This is a genomic window from Longimicrobium sp. (assembly GCF_036388275.1).
GTDB lineage: Bacteria > Gemmatimonadota > Gemmatimonadetes > Longimicrobiales > Longimicrobiaceae > Longimicrobium.
On record NZ_DASVSF010000108.1, the window covers coordinates 15589 to 30068 of the forward strand.

The 14480-nt window shown below is 70.8% G+C and carries 12 protein-coding genes; 3 read left to right on the forward strand and 9 right to left on the reverse strand.

Going from position 1 to position 14480, the window contains the following annotated elements:
* The first annotated feature begins 140 nt into the window (after positions 1–140).
* The gene (locus VF632_RS24125) at positions 141–314 is read left to right on the forward strand and encodes a hypothetical protein (protein ID WP_331025499.1); all 174 of its coding nucleotides are present in this window, start codon (positions 141–143) and stop codon (positions 312–314) included.
* Positions 315–414: 100 nt separating this feature from the next.
* Here VF632_RS24125 and VF632_RS24130 read toward each other — a convergent pair whose 3' ends face one another.
* The 5 genes from VF632_RS24130 to VF632_RS24150 form a co-directional block, all read right to left on the reverse strand.
* Entirely contained in the window at positions 415–1476 is a 1062-nt protein-coding gene (locus VF632_RS24130; RefSeq protein WP_331025500.1) for an ABC transporter ATP-binding protein, read from the reverse strand.
* A 30-nt stretch (positions 1477–1506) separates the two neighbouring features.
* Positions 1507–1758: a hypothetical protein gene (locus VF632_RS24135; RefSeq protein WP_331025501.1), complete on the reverse strand. Its 252-nt coding sequence runs from the start codon at positions 1756–1758 to the stop codon at positions 1507–1509.
* 19 nt (positions 1759–1777) lie between these two features.
* Positions 1778–2812 (reverse strand): extracellular solute-binding protein, encoded by a 1035-nt coding sequence (locus VF632_RS24140; RefSeq protein ID WP_331025502.1) that lies wholly within the window; start codon positions 2810–2812, stop codon positions 1778–1780.
* 626 nt (positions 2813–3438) lie between these two features.
* Positions 3439–4182 carry a type I methionyl aminopeptidase gene (map, locus tag VF632_RS24145; RefSeq protein ID WP_331025503.1) on the reverse strand — a complete coding sequence of 248 codons (744 nt, stop codon included), beginning with the start codon at positions 4180–4182 and terminating at the stop codon, positions 3439–3441.
* 7 nt (positions 4183–4189) lie between these two features.
* A complete protein-coding gene (locus VF632_RS24150) occupies positions 4190–6826 on the reverse strand; it encodes a PIG-L family deacetylase (protein ID WP_331025504.1) in 2637 nt (878 codons plus the stop codon).
* A 130-nt stretch (positions 6827–6956) separates the two neighbouring features.
* Between VF632_RS24150 and VF632_RS24155 the strand changes: the two genes are divergently transcribed.
* Positions 6957–7385, forward strand: a complete 429-nt coding sequence (locus tag VF632_RS24155; protein ID WP_331025505.1) for a hypothetical protein — start codon at positions 6957–6959, stop codon at positions 7383–7385.
* A gap of 160 nt (positions 7386–7545) precedes the next feature.
* Positions 7546–8658: a hypothetical protein gene (locus tag VF632_RS24160; protein WP_331025506.1), complete on the forward strand. Its 1113-nt coding sequence runs from the start codon at positions 7546–7548 to the stop codon at positions 8656–8658.
* A 322-nt stretch (positions 8659–8980) separates the two neighbouring features.
* Here the strand turns inward: VF632_RS24160 and VF632_RS24165 are convergent, their stop codons facing one another.
* From VF632_RS24165 to VF632_RS24180, 4 genes are all read right to left on the reverse strand, one after another.
* Positions 8981–9835 carry an RNA methyltransferase gene (locus tag VF632_RS24165; protein WP_331025507.1) on the reverse strand — a complete coding sequence of 285 codons (855 nt, stop codon included), beginning with the start codon at positions 9833–9835 and terminating at the stop codon, positions 8981–8983.
* 90 nt (positions 9836–9925) lie between these two features.
* Positions 9926–10423 carry a hypothetical protein gene (locus VF632_RS24170; protein ID WP_331025508.1) on the reverse strand — a complete coding sequence of 166 codons (498 nt, stop codon included), beginning with the start codon at positions 10421–10423 and terminating at the stop codon, positions 9926–9928.
* Positions 10424–10443: 20 nt separating this feature from the next.
* Positions 10444–12300 (reverse strand): stage II sporulation protein M, encoded by a 1857-nt coding sequence (locus VF632_RS24175; RefSeq protein ID WP_331025509.1) that lies wholly within the window; start codon positions 12298–12300, stop codon positions 10444–10446.
* A gap of 739 nt (positions 12301–13039) precedes the next feature.
* Positions 13040–14359, reverse strand: coding sequence for a S8 family serine peptidase (locus VF632_RS24180; RefSeq protein WP_331025510.1), 1320 nt, complete (start codon positions 14357–14359; stop codon positions 13040–13042).
* Positions 14360–14480 lie beyond the last annotated feature (121 nt).

Consider the following 14480-nt stretch of genomic DNA (forward strand, 5'->3'; position numbering starts at 1 on the left):
CATGAACCGCGCCACGTCACGGACGTTGGGACCGCGAACCTTCGCGGGTGAAGGGATGTCCCTTGCGAGTTTGCGTTTTCCGACGATACTCAACGGATTGCGCCGTACGGCGCGCGTTGGCCCTCATCTGGAGAAAACCCGTGAAAACGAAGACAGCCCTGGATCTGAACACGCTGCACGTCGAGACCTTCGAAACCGCCAACCTCGTCGTGGTCGCCGAAGCCGAGAAGGGGACGGCGTGCTGGGAACTGTGCGCCGCCGATCCCACCAGCGACCCCGACGCGGATTCGTGCGGGCCGCACAAGTGCGTCTGAGCGTTTCCTGAAAGGCAGCCCCCCATCCGGTGTAACGTTCCCCCTCTCCCGCCCTCTCCCGCGCTGTTTGCGGGGGAGGGGCCGGGAGAGGAGGACCCACCTACCGCGCCTCCACGGGATACGCCACCGGCTCGGCACGCGGATGCAGCGCCACCCGCACCGCGTCACCAGCCGACGCCTCGTGCGGACGACCGTGGATCAGCACCTCGGGGCCTCCGTCCAGCGCCACGCGGTAGAACGTGGCCGATCCCGCGTACCGGCGGTCCAGCACGCGGCCGGGGAGCGCGCCCGCGGCATCGGTCCCGGCGAGCTCCAGCCCCTCGGGCCTCACCATCACCCGCAGCGGCGCGCCGGGAGCACGGGGCGCATCCGCCGAGAGCGCCGCGGTCCACGCCGCCCCACCCGCAAGCCGGCAGACGGCGCGATCTCCATCCCCCGAATCCACCGTGGCATCCAGGAAGTTGGCGCGCCCCAGGAAGGACGCGACGAACGCATTGGCGGGCGATCCGTACAGCTCCTCGGGCGAGCCCACCTGCTGAAGCCGGCCGCGCTCCATCACCGCGATGCGGTCCGACAGCGCGAACGCCTCTTCCTGGTCGTGGGTCACGAAGATGGCCGTCATCCCCAGGCTCTTGAGCAGGGCGCGCAGCTCGTCGCGGGTGCGCTCGCGCAGGGCGGCGTCCAGGTTGCTCAGCGGCTCGTCGAGCAGCAGCAGCGGCGGCTCGGGCGCCAGCGCGCGGGCCAGCGCCACGCGCTGCTGCTGCCCGCCGGACAGCTCCTGCACCTTGCGCTTGCCGTGGCCGGCCAGCTCCACCAGCCCCAGCGCCCGCTCCACCCGCGGCCCCACGACGTCCTTGCGGTCGCCGCGCGACTTGAGGCCGAACGCCACGTTCTCCCACACGTCCAGGTGGGGGAACAGCGCGTAGTTCTGAAAGACCATCCCCACGTCGCGCTTCTGCGGCGGCAGGGCCGTCACCTCGCGCCCGCCCAGGACGATGCGGCCCGCCGTGGGATGCTCGAAGCCGGCGATCATCCGCAGCGTCGTCGTCTTTCCGCAGCCGGAGGGGCCCAGCAGCGTCAGGAACTCGCCCGCGGGCACCTGCAGCGACACCGCATCCACCGCCGTCGTCTCGCCAAACCGGCGGGTGAGGCCGTCCAGCACGAGTATTTCAGAGGAGTATATATCAGGCATTTAGAACCCGCGGACAGTACGAAGCGCAACCTCCGCACTGGCATGGATATCTTGGACATACACGGAGAAACGCTGGTGTCGCGTTTCGTTTATCCATGTATTAGATCCGAGAGAAGTCAAATTTCCTGTAACAACGTCGTCGAGGTCGGCATCAGATGCGCCTAATGGTTCAAAGATGGTCCAATCATCCACATCCAGCTCAACGGCTGCGAGACCGCTGTTGTCGTTGATTATCCGTACGATGCCGCGCATGGGCTACTCCGATTAAGGATTACCGTGCACCGCGGTTGCGGACGTTCTCGTCCCAGTGGCGCATCCACTCGTTGCCGCGCTCCTGGAGGAGCTTCCAGTCCATCGGCTCGGCAACCAGCTTCTCCTGGGCGGCTCGGAGGCGCGGAGGCATGCTGTCCTGCGGAAAGTCGGTGCGCGCCGGGAGCCGGAAGAACTCGCGCACGGCCGGCACCAGCGCGGCGTTCCCGCCGATGTACTCCACGAAAACCTTGGCCGCCTCCGCGTTCGGCGCGCCGCGCACGATGGCGACCGCATCCACGATCAGCGGGGTGCCGCTGGTGGGGATGGTATACTCGATCGGGTACTGGGCGCGCACCATCTCGATGTCCGGCAGCGCCCAGAGCGTCACGTGCCCTTCCTGGCGCGCCAGCATCTGGTACAGCATGGTGGGATTGAGGACGTACTGCTTGGTGTTGGCGTCCAGCCGGCGAAGCCACTGGAACCCCTGCGCCGTATCACCGGTGGCGCGGAGGCCGCGCTGCACCACCATGCCGAAGATGGTGCGCATGGTGCCGCTGGCCATGGGATCGCGGATGAGCACCTTGCCCTTCCACCTGGGATCGAGCACGTCGTCCCAGTCCTTGGGTGCCTCGGCGGCGGACACCACCTGCGTGTTGTACGCGATCACCTCGGGGGTGATGTAGGTGCCGAACCAGTATCCCTCCGGGTCCTTCGCCTCGGCGGGGACGGCCGTGGCCCACGACGGGGTGAAGGGCTGCAGCATGGAGTCGGCGGCGGCCTGCTCGAACATGTTGGCCGGGGCGCCCCACCACACGTCGGCCTGCGGGTTCGCCTTCTCCGAGCGGACGCGGTCGAACACCTCCTGCGATCCCATGTCGACGTACTGCAGGTCGATGGTGGGGTTCGCGGCCTCGAAGCGCTTCTCGAACGCCTGCAGCATTTCGCGCCCGTGCGGCGAGTACACGGTGAGCACCTGCCGGCCGTCGCCGCCGCCGCAGGCGGTGGTGAGGGCGGCGAGTGCCAGGATGGAAAGCCCGCGGGCGGTGGTCAGCATGGTTGGTCGATCCAGGTTCGAACTGCGAAAAGCCCCCCTCTCCCGGCCTCTTCCCCGCAAACGGCGCGGGAGAGAGGGGAACTGCGGTGGGGGTTCGACCGGCTTCGGCGCGTGCCGCGGCGGGCCCCTCCCCCGGCCCCTCCCCCGGCAAACTGCGCCGGGAGAGGGGAGAACGTCACACCGGGTGAGGCTGGCTGCCGGCGCATGCCTTGGGAGCCCCCTCCCCCCGGCCCCCGTCCCCCGCTGCGCAGGGGAGGGGGAGACCTGAACCACGCTTCGGCTGGCCTCGCGCAACGAACTGGCTCCCTTCCCCCGCGGCTGTTTGCGGGGGAAGGGCTGGGGATGGGGGGCGCCGGCCCGAGCACCGGGCCTGCCTGTCCACACCCCAGTCCCGAAGTGTACCCCCTCGCCCACGCTGTTTGTGGGAGAGGGTGGCACGCGTGTCAGCGCGGCCGGGTGAGGGCACCACGGCAGCCGAGGCCTCGGCCTCCTCACCGCTGCCGCGCCCGGACTTGTTTCCCTGCCGCCGCTAGATCCTTCGGCCCGCGAAGTCGGTGCTGCGGGCCGCTTCCGTGCGCCTGGGCCTCAGGATGACAGGCACTGGCGCTCCGTCGTCTTGGGAGCGCTCAGGCGGCCGTCAGCAGGATCGGCTTGCCTCGCGTGATCACGAGCGTGTGCTCGTAGTGCGCGGCCAGTCCGCCGTCCTCCGTGCGCAGGGTCCAGCCGTCGGGGTCCTCCACGAAGCGGCCCGACGTTTCTCCCACGATCGGCTCCACCGTGATCACCAGCCCCTCCGTCAGCCTACGCGTGAGGCGGGGATCGAAGTAGTTGGGAATGCTGGGCTCTTCATGGATCGTCCGGCCGATGCCGTGGCCGTTCAGGTCGCGGATCACGCGGAAGCCCCGGCGGCGCACCTCGTCTTCCACCGCCCGGCCGATGTCGTTCACGCGGTTCCCCACGCGCGCCACCTCCATCGCCCGGGCGAACGCGGCCCGTGCGCACGCCGCCAGCTTCAGCGCGCGCTCCGGCGCGGGGGCCACCGGCACCGTTACGGCGGCGTCGGCCACGTAGCCGTCCTTGTCCACCGTCACGTCCAGCTTCACCAGGTCGCCGGCCTGGATCACGCGGCTCCCCGGAATGCCGTGCACCACCTCGTCGTTCACGCTGATCAGCACCTCGCCCGGAAACCCGTAGACCATCTTCGGCGCCGAGCGTCCCCCCTCGCGGTGCATCACCCGGCCCCCGACCTCGTCCAGCTCGGCCGTAGTCACGCCGGGGCGCAACGCCTTTTCCATCGCCCGGATCACCATCCGCACGACGCGCCCCGCGCGCTTCATCCCCTCCAGCTCGTCATGCGTTTCGATGGACATCGGCGCCTCAAGGTCTGCGGGGTGTGGCCGCGCCTTCCCGGGCGCCCAGCGCCAGCAGGTTGGCGAACAGGCGATAGGCGCCGGGCACGCCCTCCGGAAACTGGCGGAAGAACGCCAGCCCCGTGTACACGTACGTTCCCTGCCCGTGCCGCGCCACCAGCAGCCCGCCGCGCAGCGCATCGCCGGGGTCGCCCATCTCCAGCACGGGCGTGTACGCCGGGTCCCACGTCTGGGCGAAGTACAGCCCGCGCTCCTGCACCCATCCCTCCCAGTCCGCCGGCCCGATGCGGTTGGGCGCGGTCAGCACGGGATGCGCGGGGTCGATGGTGCGCACCGGCGAGGCCTCGTCCGTCACCCGGCCGTGCGGGCGCGCCATGGTGATGGGGTACGGCGTAAACCGCCCCTCCACGATCTCGTACTTGTTGTACTGCACGATCATCGTGCCGCCGCGCGCAAGCCAGTCCAGCAGACGCTGGTTGTGCGCCATCAGGTCCGTGCGCACCTCGTACGCGCGGCTGCCGGCCACGATCACGTCGAAGCGCGACAGGTCTCCCTCGGCCAGGTCGTCCGCATCCAGCAGCTCGGGGGTGATGCCCAGGTTCTGCAGGAACCGCGGCCCCTCCTCGCCCGCGCCCTCGATGTAGGCCACGCGCAGCCCCGCGGGCACGCGCACGTCGAACGCCCGCACGCGCGACGTGGCGGCGTGGTACAGCGGCCGGGCGCGCACGTGCGGATAGTCGATCATCTGCACGCCGCGGGTGAAGCGGCGCCCGTCCTCCGCCTGGAAGACGGCGGCGACCGGATAGTCTCCCGCCACCGTGCCCGCGGGCGTGTGGATGGTGAAGCGCACCTCGCGCACCTCGCCCGGCCGGGTGAAGCGCACCGGCACGGCGCCCTCGCGAATCCTCCAGCCCTCGGGAACGTCCAGCCGCAGCGTGCCGCTGATCCCCGCCGGCGCCTCGGACGCGAGCCGCACCGTGTACTCCAGCGGCCGGCCCGATGCGGTCGACAGCACGCGCGCCGGCGGATCGAGAAGCACCGACACGGCGGGCACCATCATCACCGGCCGCCGCAGCTCGCCCTGGCGCGGATCGACCTCGCGGAACGTGGCGTCCGCCACGGTTTCCATCGCCGCGTCCGCGCCCCGCGCGCCCATGACGACTTCGGCGCGCGCCCGCACCGGGGCGTGCTCGAAGGGATGGGCGAGCGCGGAGTCGTTCCGCGGCCAGCGGTACAGGTCGCCTTCCAGCGGCTGGCGCAGGAAGTACGGCTCGGTGAGCGCCGCGTCCGCCGGCACCGTCACACGGAAACGGCGGACGTACAGCTCGCCCGGGGCGATGACGGATCCCGCGGGACGCGAGGCGGAGTCCACCGGCGCGGCGTTCCACCCCGCTGGAAGCTCCGGCTGCAGGACGCGGACGCTGAGGGGGCCCGGGCCGCCATTCCACACCGTCAGGTCCAGCGTGAACGCCTCGCCCGGGGCGATGCGTGCGTCGCTCGCCACCGCATCCACCACCACACCCGCCGCCTGCATGGCCGCGGCCTGGGCCTGGCGGATCTCTTCGTCGATGGCGAACACCAGGTCCGCCGTGCCGTTGCTCGCCGGGATGGCCGCGCGCGCCTGCCGGAGCGTGACGAGCGCGTCCGCGAGGCCGGCGGCCAAGGCAGACGGCTCCAGCGGGTTGAACCGCGCCCGCAGCGCCTCCACCGACTGGTGATAGCGCAGCAGCCCGCGCGCGGCGGCGGACTCGGGACGCTCGCTGGGGGCGAAGGTGGTGTCGATGCCCGCCCAGATGGACGGCTCCGGCCCGGCGCCCTCGGGAAAGACGCGGCGCAGGTAGTTGGTGCGGGCACCCGGCAGTTCCGGCGCGCCCATGTCCTGCGAGCGGTGGCGCGAACGGCTGGCCATGGCCTGCTGAAAGGGCGACCGGCCGATCAGCGGGTCCAACTCCCCGACGCGCACCTGCACCGTGGCGCCGTCCGCACGCCCGCGCAGCGACTGGTACAGCTTGGCCGCGTGATGCGGGCGCAGCCCCTGGGCGATCTGCTCGGGAAAGCGCGCGGGATCGCCCGCGGCGGTGAACGCGTCGTGCGCCACCATGGCCGACACCTGGTGCTGCCCGTGGCCGTCGCGCGGCGTTCCGCTGAACACGGTGACGATGACGTCGGGCCGGTACTGGCGGATCACCCGCACCACGTCGCGCAGCAGCTCCTCGCGCGGCCAGTGGCGAAAGGCCTCGTCGGCCGACTTGCTGAAGCCGAAGTCGTACGCGCGGCTGAAGAACTGCTCCGCGCCGTCCACGCGGCGGGCGGCCAGCAGCTCTTCGGTGCGCAGCAGCCCCAGCCCCGCGCCCAGCTCCGGCCCGATGCCGTTCTGCCCGCCCTCGCCGCGCGTCAGCGACAGGTACGCGACGTCGGCGCCTTCCTGCAGCGCCAAGCGGGCCAGGAGCTGGGTGTCTTCGTCGTCGGGGTGCGCGCCCACCATCAGCACGCGCTTGCTGACGCCCAGGCGGCGCAGCGAAAGCCCCAGCGCCGCGGCTCCGCGGTACTCGGAGCCGGCGTCCTGCGCGGGGGCGGGACGGGGCGCGGCCGCCAGCGTGACGGCCGCGGCAAGGATCGCGACGGGAATGCGGCGTCTCATCATTCCGCAAAGCTACGGCAGGGCCACGGGTGGCACAACTTGGCCGGGCGTGTGTCAGCCCGGCGGGCGCTCGCACGTTCTCCACCTCGAAGCAGAAGCCGACCCTCGGACACGACCAGACACATCGCGCACCATGAAACGAATCGCCCTGCTTGCCGCCGCGCTCCTGCTCGCCTCATGTGAGAGCGACGCCACGCTCGTTTCCGATGAGCAGCTGACCTTCACCGCCTCCGTCGCGCCGTCGGCGGCCGAGCCGGTGGTGCCGCAGGTGATGAGTGACGGCGGCACCATCCGCGTGAACGGCCTCTTCACCTTTCCATGCACGACGGGCACGCTGCAGGGTTCCCTCCAGGGCGCCGGGCGCGAGCTGACGCTGAGGGTGGAGGGCCAGGAGCCGACCGGCTGCTTCACCGCGTTGAGCACCCAGGCGTACCAGGGCGTGATCACAGGGCTCGACCCGGGGGTGTACCACGTCCGCGTGATCCACAACGGTGAGGCGGTTCGGCAGGACGGCGTGGTGTTTGAGGGGCACGTGCGGGTGCGGGGATCGAACCTGCGCTGAGCCCACACGCAGCCTGGGTCATCCATCGAGAGGCGTCCCCGGACCGGGGGCGCCTCGCTCGATTCAGGCACTCCTCCGAACACAAGTGTTCCCCTTTCCCGTCACGGCCATTACAATAGAGAAATCTCCGCTGCATCTGCCCTCCAGCGCCATCCCGCCAATGCCGACCAACACCGGGCCTTCCGCGCCCACACTCCAGGACCAGCTCGTCGACGAATCGTGCTCCATGGTCCGCCACCTGGTGGGCAAGGGAATGCGCGCACCCGCCGCCCTGGTGCAGGCCGCGGCGGGTTACGAGTCGGCGCGCAACGTCGGCCAGCCGATCGACTTGGCCGCGCTCGCGACCATCCACGAGCGGCTGGCCAAGCTGGTGGCTCCCGCGAGCCCGTCCACGCTCTACCTGCTGGACCGCAGCCACCAGGCGCCCAGCCGGCTCGGATCGCTGGGCCCGGTTTCCGTCGTCCGGCAGCTGGTGTTGTTCTCGATGGGTTGCGTGCTGGCCTTCATCGTGTTCAGCATCTACCACCTGATCGTGGTCAGCCCTGGCGGCGGCGAGGCGCAGATGTCGCAAGTCGCGCATGCATTCGTCGAGAACGTCTACTGGCTGGCCGCCGCCGGCGTCGGAGCTTCATTCGCCGTGCTCTTCCAGATCAACGAAACCATCTCGAAGGGCACGTTCGATCCGGACGATGCGCCGGCGTACTGGATCAAGGTGTTCCTGGGCGTGGTCGCGGGATTCATCCTGGTCGCGATGGTGCCGACGGAGGGGATCGACAGCGCGGATGCGCAGGTCCTGGCGAAGCCGACCATCGCGCTGCTGGGCGGGTTCTCGGCCCAGGCGGTGTATCGGATTCTGAACCGGTTGGTGGAGACGCTGGAAGACCTGTTCAGCGGCGGGCAGAAGGAGCAGGCGGCCATCCGCGAGCAGGCCGTGGCGGCCCGGGCGCAGGAAGACGCGGTGCAGGCGCGGCTGGTCGTGGCGGGCAAGCTGGTGCAGCTCCAGGAGCAGATCGCGGCGGGCGCCGATGTGAAGCAGCAGGTGCAGGACCTGATCCGCAGCTTGGTTCCCGAGAGCGGCGCGCAGGACACGCCTGCCCCCGCCCCCGCGAGCCCGGCCGTGGCGCCGGCCGAGCCGGACGTACCGGAGGTGCCCGCTGACGCCATCATCGCAACCGGCGTTCCCGTGGCTCCCGTGGTCATCGTCTCGGGCTCGGCGGACGAGGCGCCGCCGCAGGACGCGTCGACCGCGCAAGTCGAGGCTGCGAAGGGCTGAGCTGGCCCAGGCCCTGCTGGGGCGACTGAAGTCGCGGCAACGACGGCCCAAAGTCCGCCTTCGCGGACTGCACGCACGCCCGAGTGCACCAGGCCAGCCGGGGCGCAGTTCAGGTCTCCCCCTCCCCTGCGAAGCGGGGGATGGGGGCCGGGGGGAGGGGGCTCCCAGAGGCATGCACCGAACCTCGTCGAACCCCGATCGAAGTTCCCCCCTCTCCGCACAGCAGTACCGTGCGGGGAGGGGCCGGGGGAGGGGCCCCCAACGAAGAAGCGCGCCGAAACCTGGATACAGGTCCGGCGCGCTTTCATGTCTCTGCTTATTTCTATTCGCCGTCCACCGGCGGAGGCGCCGAGCGGAAGTCGCGGGGCTCGGCCTCGGGTGGCAGACCGCCGATGCGGCGGACGTACTTCACCACCTCGATGAAGATCGCGCGGAGAAAGCCCGCCTCGCGCATGTCGGGGTCGGCACGGCGCACCAGCTCGCGGAGGGTCCTCATCACCGTTTCCGTCTGCCGCGCCTTGAAGAAGTCCACCGCCCACAGCGCGCGCTCCGTGTCGTCGAACAGGCGCTCCAGGGCGGCCACGTCCGCCGGGGGAGCGTCACCGCGGCGGGGGGCGCGGAACGCCTGGTCGGCGCCCTCGGCCTCCATCCACATCTCGTACGCCATCACCAGCACCGCCTGCGCCAGGTTCAGCGACGAGTGCTCGGAGGTGGGGATGATGCAGGTGCGGTGGCACATGTCCAGCGCCTCGTTGCTCAGCCCGTGGTCCTCGCGCCCGTACAGCAGCGCCACGGGCCCGCCCTCCCCCGCCACCGACTGGCGCGCGCGCACCAGCAGCTCCGGCGCGATCTCGCGCGGGCGGGTGACGGCGCGCTTGGCCCGGCGCGAGCGGGCCGTCATCCCGATCACGTACGAGCAGTCGCCCAGCGCGCTTTCCAGCGAGTCGTGGATCTCCGTGCGCTCCACCAGGTCGTGGGTGCCGTGGGCGATCCCCTCGATGCGCCACGGGTCCCACAGCGCCGGCTGGATGAGCCGCAGCCGCGAAAGGCCGAAATTCTTCATCGCGCGGATGGTTCCCGCGATGTTCACGTAGTCCTGTGTCTGCCACAGGACCACCACCACCCCCTCCAGCGACGCGCGCCCCGCCGCCTGCTCCCGCCCGTCCGTCTCGCTCACGGTCTGCTTTTCCGCTCGGTTTCCGATGCTTGGCCCGCCGGTAGCATACGCCGTGCGCACCCCTCGCGGAAGACGGCTGCGGCGTTCCGATCAGGAGCCTTCGGGCTTTGCGTCGATGGCCACGCGCGCGCTGTCCAGCGGAATGGGAACCACCCACTGGCGCTTTCCAGCCGGGTCGGACAGGTAGGCGTAGACGGTGCGCCGCTGCGTGGGCTCCAGCGTGACCTCCGCGCGGAAGCTGCCGCCGGTGACGGGAACGTCGACAGGGCCGTAGAGCACGTCGTGCCCATCCTCCACCGTCAGCTGCACCGTCGTAGCCCCGCGCGTGCGGCCATCGATCGTGTAGCGCCGCTCGCCGAGCTTCGTCACCGTCCCGGTGAGGTCCGCGTCCGCGGACGGCGCGCTCGTGCGCGCGGCGGTGTCCGCCGGGGGCGCGGGGGCGGCCGGGGCCGTGTCGCGCGGAACGGAATCGGCCGCTGCGATGGTGGTGGAATCGGCCGATGCGGGGCGGCCGGCCCCGCCGTCGTCCTGGCAGGCGGCCAGGGAGAGCAGCGCGGCGGCGGAGAGGCGAAGGTGGATCCGGTTCATGTGCGGTGCAGGAAAGTGAGTCACGCGGCGGCGGGCCGGGGCGCCGCCGGCTTTGCATCGCGCTCGGCCGCGGCGTCGGCGTCGGCCTGGTACCGTTCGCCGTGGCCGGCCAGGGCGAAGTAGCAGACCATCGCCAGCCCGAAGATGGCGGCCAGCGTGAACTTGATGGCGGTCGGCAGGGGCGAGGTGCTGATGAACCCCTCGATCAGCCCGGCGATGATCAGCATGACGGCGGTTCCGCCGATCAGCGACACGGCCTCGCGCGCGCGCCGCTGCAGCACCTCGCGCCGCGTGAGGCGGCCGGGGAACAGGATGGCGGAGCCCAGCCACAGCCCGGCACCGCCCGCGATGCAGATGGCGGTGATCTCGATCACCCCGTGGCCCGCGACGAAGGTCCACAGATGAAGGCTTTGCCCCTGGTTCGCGAACAGCCCGGCCACCGAGCCCAGGTGAAGCCCGTTGAACACCAGGATCAGCACCGTTCCCGCCCCGGCCAGGATGCCCCCCGCGAAGGCCGTGAACGTAACCCCCACGTTGTTGCTGATCAGGCTGCTCGCCATCCCGGGCATCTCCACCTCGGTGACGTCGTAGTACCCCTCGCCCCGCGCCTCCTTGGCCGCCGCGTTCTCGGCCCGGGCGATCATCTCGGCGGGGATCATCTCGCGCGCCAGCGTGGGCTGCGTGCGGATGGCGGCGAAGCTGAGCACGGCGGGCACGTAGAACAGCGCCAGCGCCACGGTGATGGGCCGCCACAGCCGGCGGGCCAGCGCGGCGAACCCGCCGGCCAGGAACACCCGGAAGCGGCGCCACGAGCGCACGGGCGGGCGGTAGAACAGGTTGTGGCCGCTGCCCACGATGCGCTCCAGCGAGTACAGCAGCTCCTGCGAGCCGCCGTAGGTGCGGGCGCGCGCCAGGTCTGCCGCCACGCCGCGGTACAGGGTGGCGAAGCGCGACACGCGGGTTTCGCCCAGCTTGTCGAGACCCTGCTTGCGCGCCATCTCCAGCATCTTCTGGTACTCGTTCCACTCTTCCCGCTGCCGCCGCACGAGGGCCGTGGCCTGCGCCGTCCCCGCGCGCCCCCCGGCGCCCGAGGCCTGCCGCCGCGCCGTCTCGTCCGCGTGGAGCGTGCACAGGTACGCGTCGGGGCTCACCTGCATCCGGCGCGGGTCGTCGGCCACGTGATGCTCCACGCGCGCCATCAGCTTGCGCGACAGCTCGGCGCGCACGTGCCCGTCCAGTGAAAGCCGGCGCGAGACGAACATCGACACGGCCGCGAACTCGTCGTCGGCCAGCCGCGGGCGCCCCAGGCTGGGCGCGTCGGCGGCGGCGGGGTTGTCTTCGGGGATGGGCTGCCCGGTGCGGTCGCGCACCACGACCGTTCCCGCCGCCATGTCGCCCAAGCGCTTGGTCTGTGGATGAAGCATCATCGAAAGGCCGCCGATGGCGCACGAGCCCACAGGCTGGATGTCGACGCCCAGCTTCACCAGGTTGCGGATGGCGGAGGCGCGCACCGTGACGGGATACCCGCCGTCGTGCACCACGCGGATGCCCATCCACTTCTTGCCCAGCGTCTGCCCGTCGCGAAGGCCTTCCAGCAGCGCGAAATATCCCCAGAAGAACACGAAGCCCAGGAACAGGTAGATGCCCCATCCCACCCCGCCCAGCATGTTCTTGCCTCCCACCATCCACACGAAGAAGGCGGCGGTGGCCAGGAACGCCAGGTTGGTGAACACCACGATCAGCAGGTCCAGGAGCAGCGCGGTGAAGCGCGAGCCCAGGTCGGCCAATTCGTAGCCGATGGCCACGTGCTCGGGCGTTTCGACGTCCACCTGCCGGTCGGCGAGGACGTGCGCGGGTGCGGGAGGTGCCTGGACCATCGGCGTTCGGGAAACCGGGGGGATGGATCGCGGGAGTGCGCGATGCGGCGCGCGGAGAATGTAAGAGCGATCCGAGCATGACGCGAGCGGGAGTAGATGAATCTGCCGCAACAACAGCGGAAAGCCTACACACACACCTCAGCGGCCGACGAGCGCCCATGTCATCCCGATGGAGCGGCCCCGGCGAACCCTCCAACGCACCGCAATCGGCAGCGACTGAGGGATCCGCCACACACCTGCGGACGTGCACCGGCGCATCCCGCACACCATTCCCTGGTCGAGAGACCCGGACGTGCCACCCGGACCTCCTCCACACCCAAGCAAGCCAGTCCGCGCAGGCGGACTTCGTGTGGTCGTTGCAGCGAATTCATTCGCCCGTGCCGGGGCCGGCGCCAGGGCGGTGGCAGGGCGCGAAGGCCGGCGTGGCAGCCGAGGGCCGAGAACGAGGGGGGAGTTGGGCCTCGAATCCAGGGGCGGGTGAACCCCGATCGGGCAGGAAAGAGTCAGGGTTCCGGTGGGTCCGCGGGTGCGGGGCGCCTCGCGGAGTGTGTGGCGGATCCCTCAGTCGCTGCCGTCCACGGCGTTCGGGTACGCTCGGTGTGGCCGCTCCATCGGGATGACATCGTGCGGCTTCGGCAGGTGCCACGCCGTTGGTGCGACAACGAAAAGGGCCCCTCTCGCGAGGGGCCCTTTTCGTGTGAGGCGCCGGGTTGGCCCCGGCGCGCTCCGCTTGCCTGGGTTACAGGCCGGCGCCCAGCGAGGTGCCGGTCAGCGCGCGGTACAGGTTCGCGCGGCCGTTGCCGTACTTGGTGTCGTAGCCCGCCGTGCCGATGTCGTCGGTGGTGCTCTCGAGGCGGCTGCGCAGCGCGTTGCCACGCAGGCCCGTCTTGCTGGCGATCACCGCGGCGACGCCGGTCACGTTCGGGGTGGCCATCGAGGTGCCCTGGAGCATGGCGTAGCCGCCGCTCAGGTACGAGGCCCAGATGCCCATCTCGTCCGTGGTGTTGCTGTACAGCTGGCCGCCCGGGGCCGAGATGTCCAGGCCGCTGCCGTACTGCGAGTACGTGGTCAGGGTGCCGCTCCAGTTGAGCGCCGACACCGAGATGGCGTACGGGTCGCAGGCGGGGCAGCCAACCTTGCCGCTGCCGCTGTTGCCGGCGGCCGCGATCACCAGCACGCCCTTGGTCACGGCGGCGTACTTGATGGCTTCCTTCTCGGAGCGCGACTCGATGCTGCCGCCCAGCGACAGGTTCATCGCCACCATGCCCGGGTAGTCAGCCGCCGCGTAGATGGCGTTGACGATGGCCGAGGTGGGGCAGCCGTTGGGGCCGCAGACGCGCTGAACGAGGATCTTCACGTTGCTGGCGGCGCCGGCGACACCCGCCACGCCGACCGTGCTGCCGGCCATGGTGCCGCTGGTGTGCGTGCCGTGGCCGTCTTCGTCCTCGGGGTTGTTGTCGCCGGTCACCCAGTCCTTGCCCGCGATCAGGCGGCCCGTGAACTCGGGGTGGTCCATGTCGACGCCCGTGTCGATGCTGCTGATGACCACCGGCGAGCCGCCGGCGCCGCTGCCCTCGACCACGTCCATGTCGGCGTCGAGCACCGAGGCATACGAGGCGGGCAGGGGCTGGCCGTAGCGCGAGTCAGCCGGATCGCTGAAGTACGCCGTCATGCCGCCCGGGTTGTAGAAGGCCCACAGCTTGGGGTTGATGGCAAGCGGCTGGCGCAGGAAGTTGGGCTCCGCGTACTCCACGCGCTCGTCCTGCATCAGGCGCTCGGCCTCGGCGCGCTCAGCGCCGCGCTCCACACCCACCACCGAGGTGCGGCTGGCGGAGGCCAGGGCACGGTTGAACGAAGGTCCGTCCGCACGGCCGGTCAGGTCGGTGATCGAGAAGCCGGGCTTCATCTTCACCAGCACCTCGCCGGGAACCACGGCGTCCGACACCGACTGGCGCGGGGCGATCTCGGTGGGGCGCGCCTCGGGGGCGTTGGGAGCGTCGGCGCAGGCGGCAGCGGCCAGCGTGAGCAGCCCGGCGGCTGCGATGCGGTAACGGTACATGGGCTTCCTTGCAGGGGGATGGTGCGTGAACGATACGCCTGACGGGATTGGACAGGTCCGCTCGTTCGGTGTGATGCATCGGGGTAAGGCAACGAGCGCGCCACTCGGAAGCCGCCGTGTG

Bases quoted from the DNA above. Each gene is read 5' to 3' on its own strand.
- VF632_RS24135 (WP_331025501.1), bottom strand. From the start codon at position 1,758: ATGCGCGGCATCGTACGGATAATCAACGACAACAGCGGTCTCGCAGCC.
- VF632_RS24140 (WP_331025502.1), bottom strand. From the start codon at position 2,812: ATGCTGACCACCGCCCGCGGGCTTTCCATCCTGGCACTCGCCGCCCTC.
- map (WP_331025503.1), bottom strand. From the start codon at position 4,182: ATGTCCATCGAAACGCATGACGAGCTGGAGGGGATGAAGCGCGCGGGG.
- VF632_RS24150 (WP_331025504.1), bottom strand. From the start codon at position 6,826: ATGATGAGACGCCGCATTCCCGTCGCGATCCTTGCCGCGGCCGTCACG.
- VF632_RS24155 (WP_331025505.1), top strand. From the start codon at position 6,957: ATGAAACGAATCGCCCTGCTTGCCGCCGCGCTCCTGCTCGCCTCATGT.
- VF632_RS24160 (WP_331025506.1), top strand. From the start codon at position 7,546: ATGCCGACCAACACCGGGCCTTCCGCGCCCACACTCCAGGACCAGCTC.
- VF632_RS24170 (WP_331025508.1), bottom strand. From the start codon at position 10,423: ATGAACCGGATCCACCTTCGCCTCTCCGCCGCCGCGCTGCTCTCCCTG.
- VF632_RS24175 (WP_331025509.1), bottom strand. From the start codon at position 12,300: ATGGTCCAGGCACCTCCCGCACCCGCGCACGTCCTCGCCGACCGGCAG.
- VF632_RS24180 (WP_331025510.1), bottom strand. From the start codon at position 14,359: ATGTACCGTTACCGCATCGCAGCCGCCGGGCTGCTCACGCTGGCCGCT.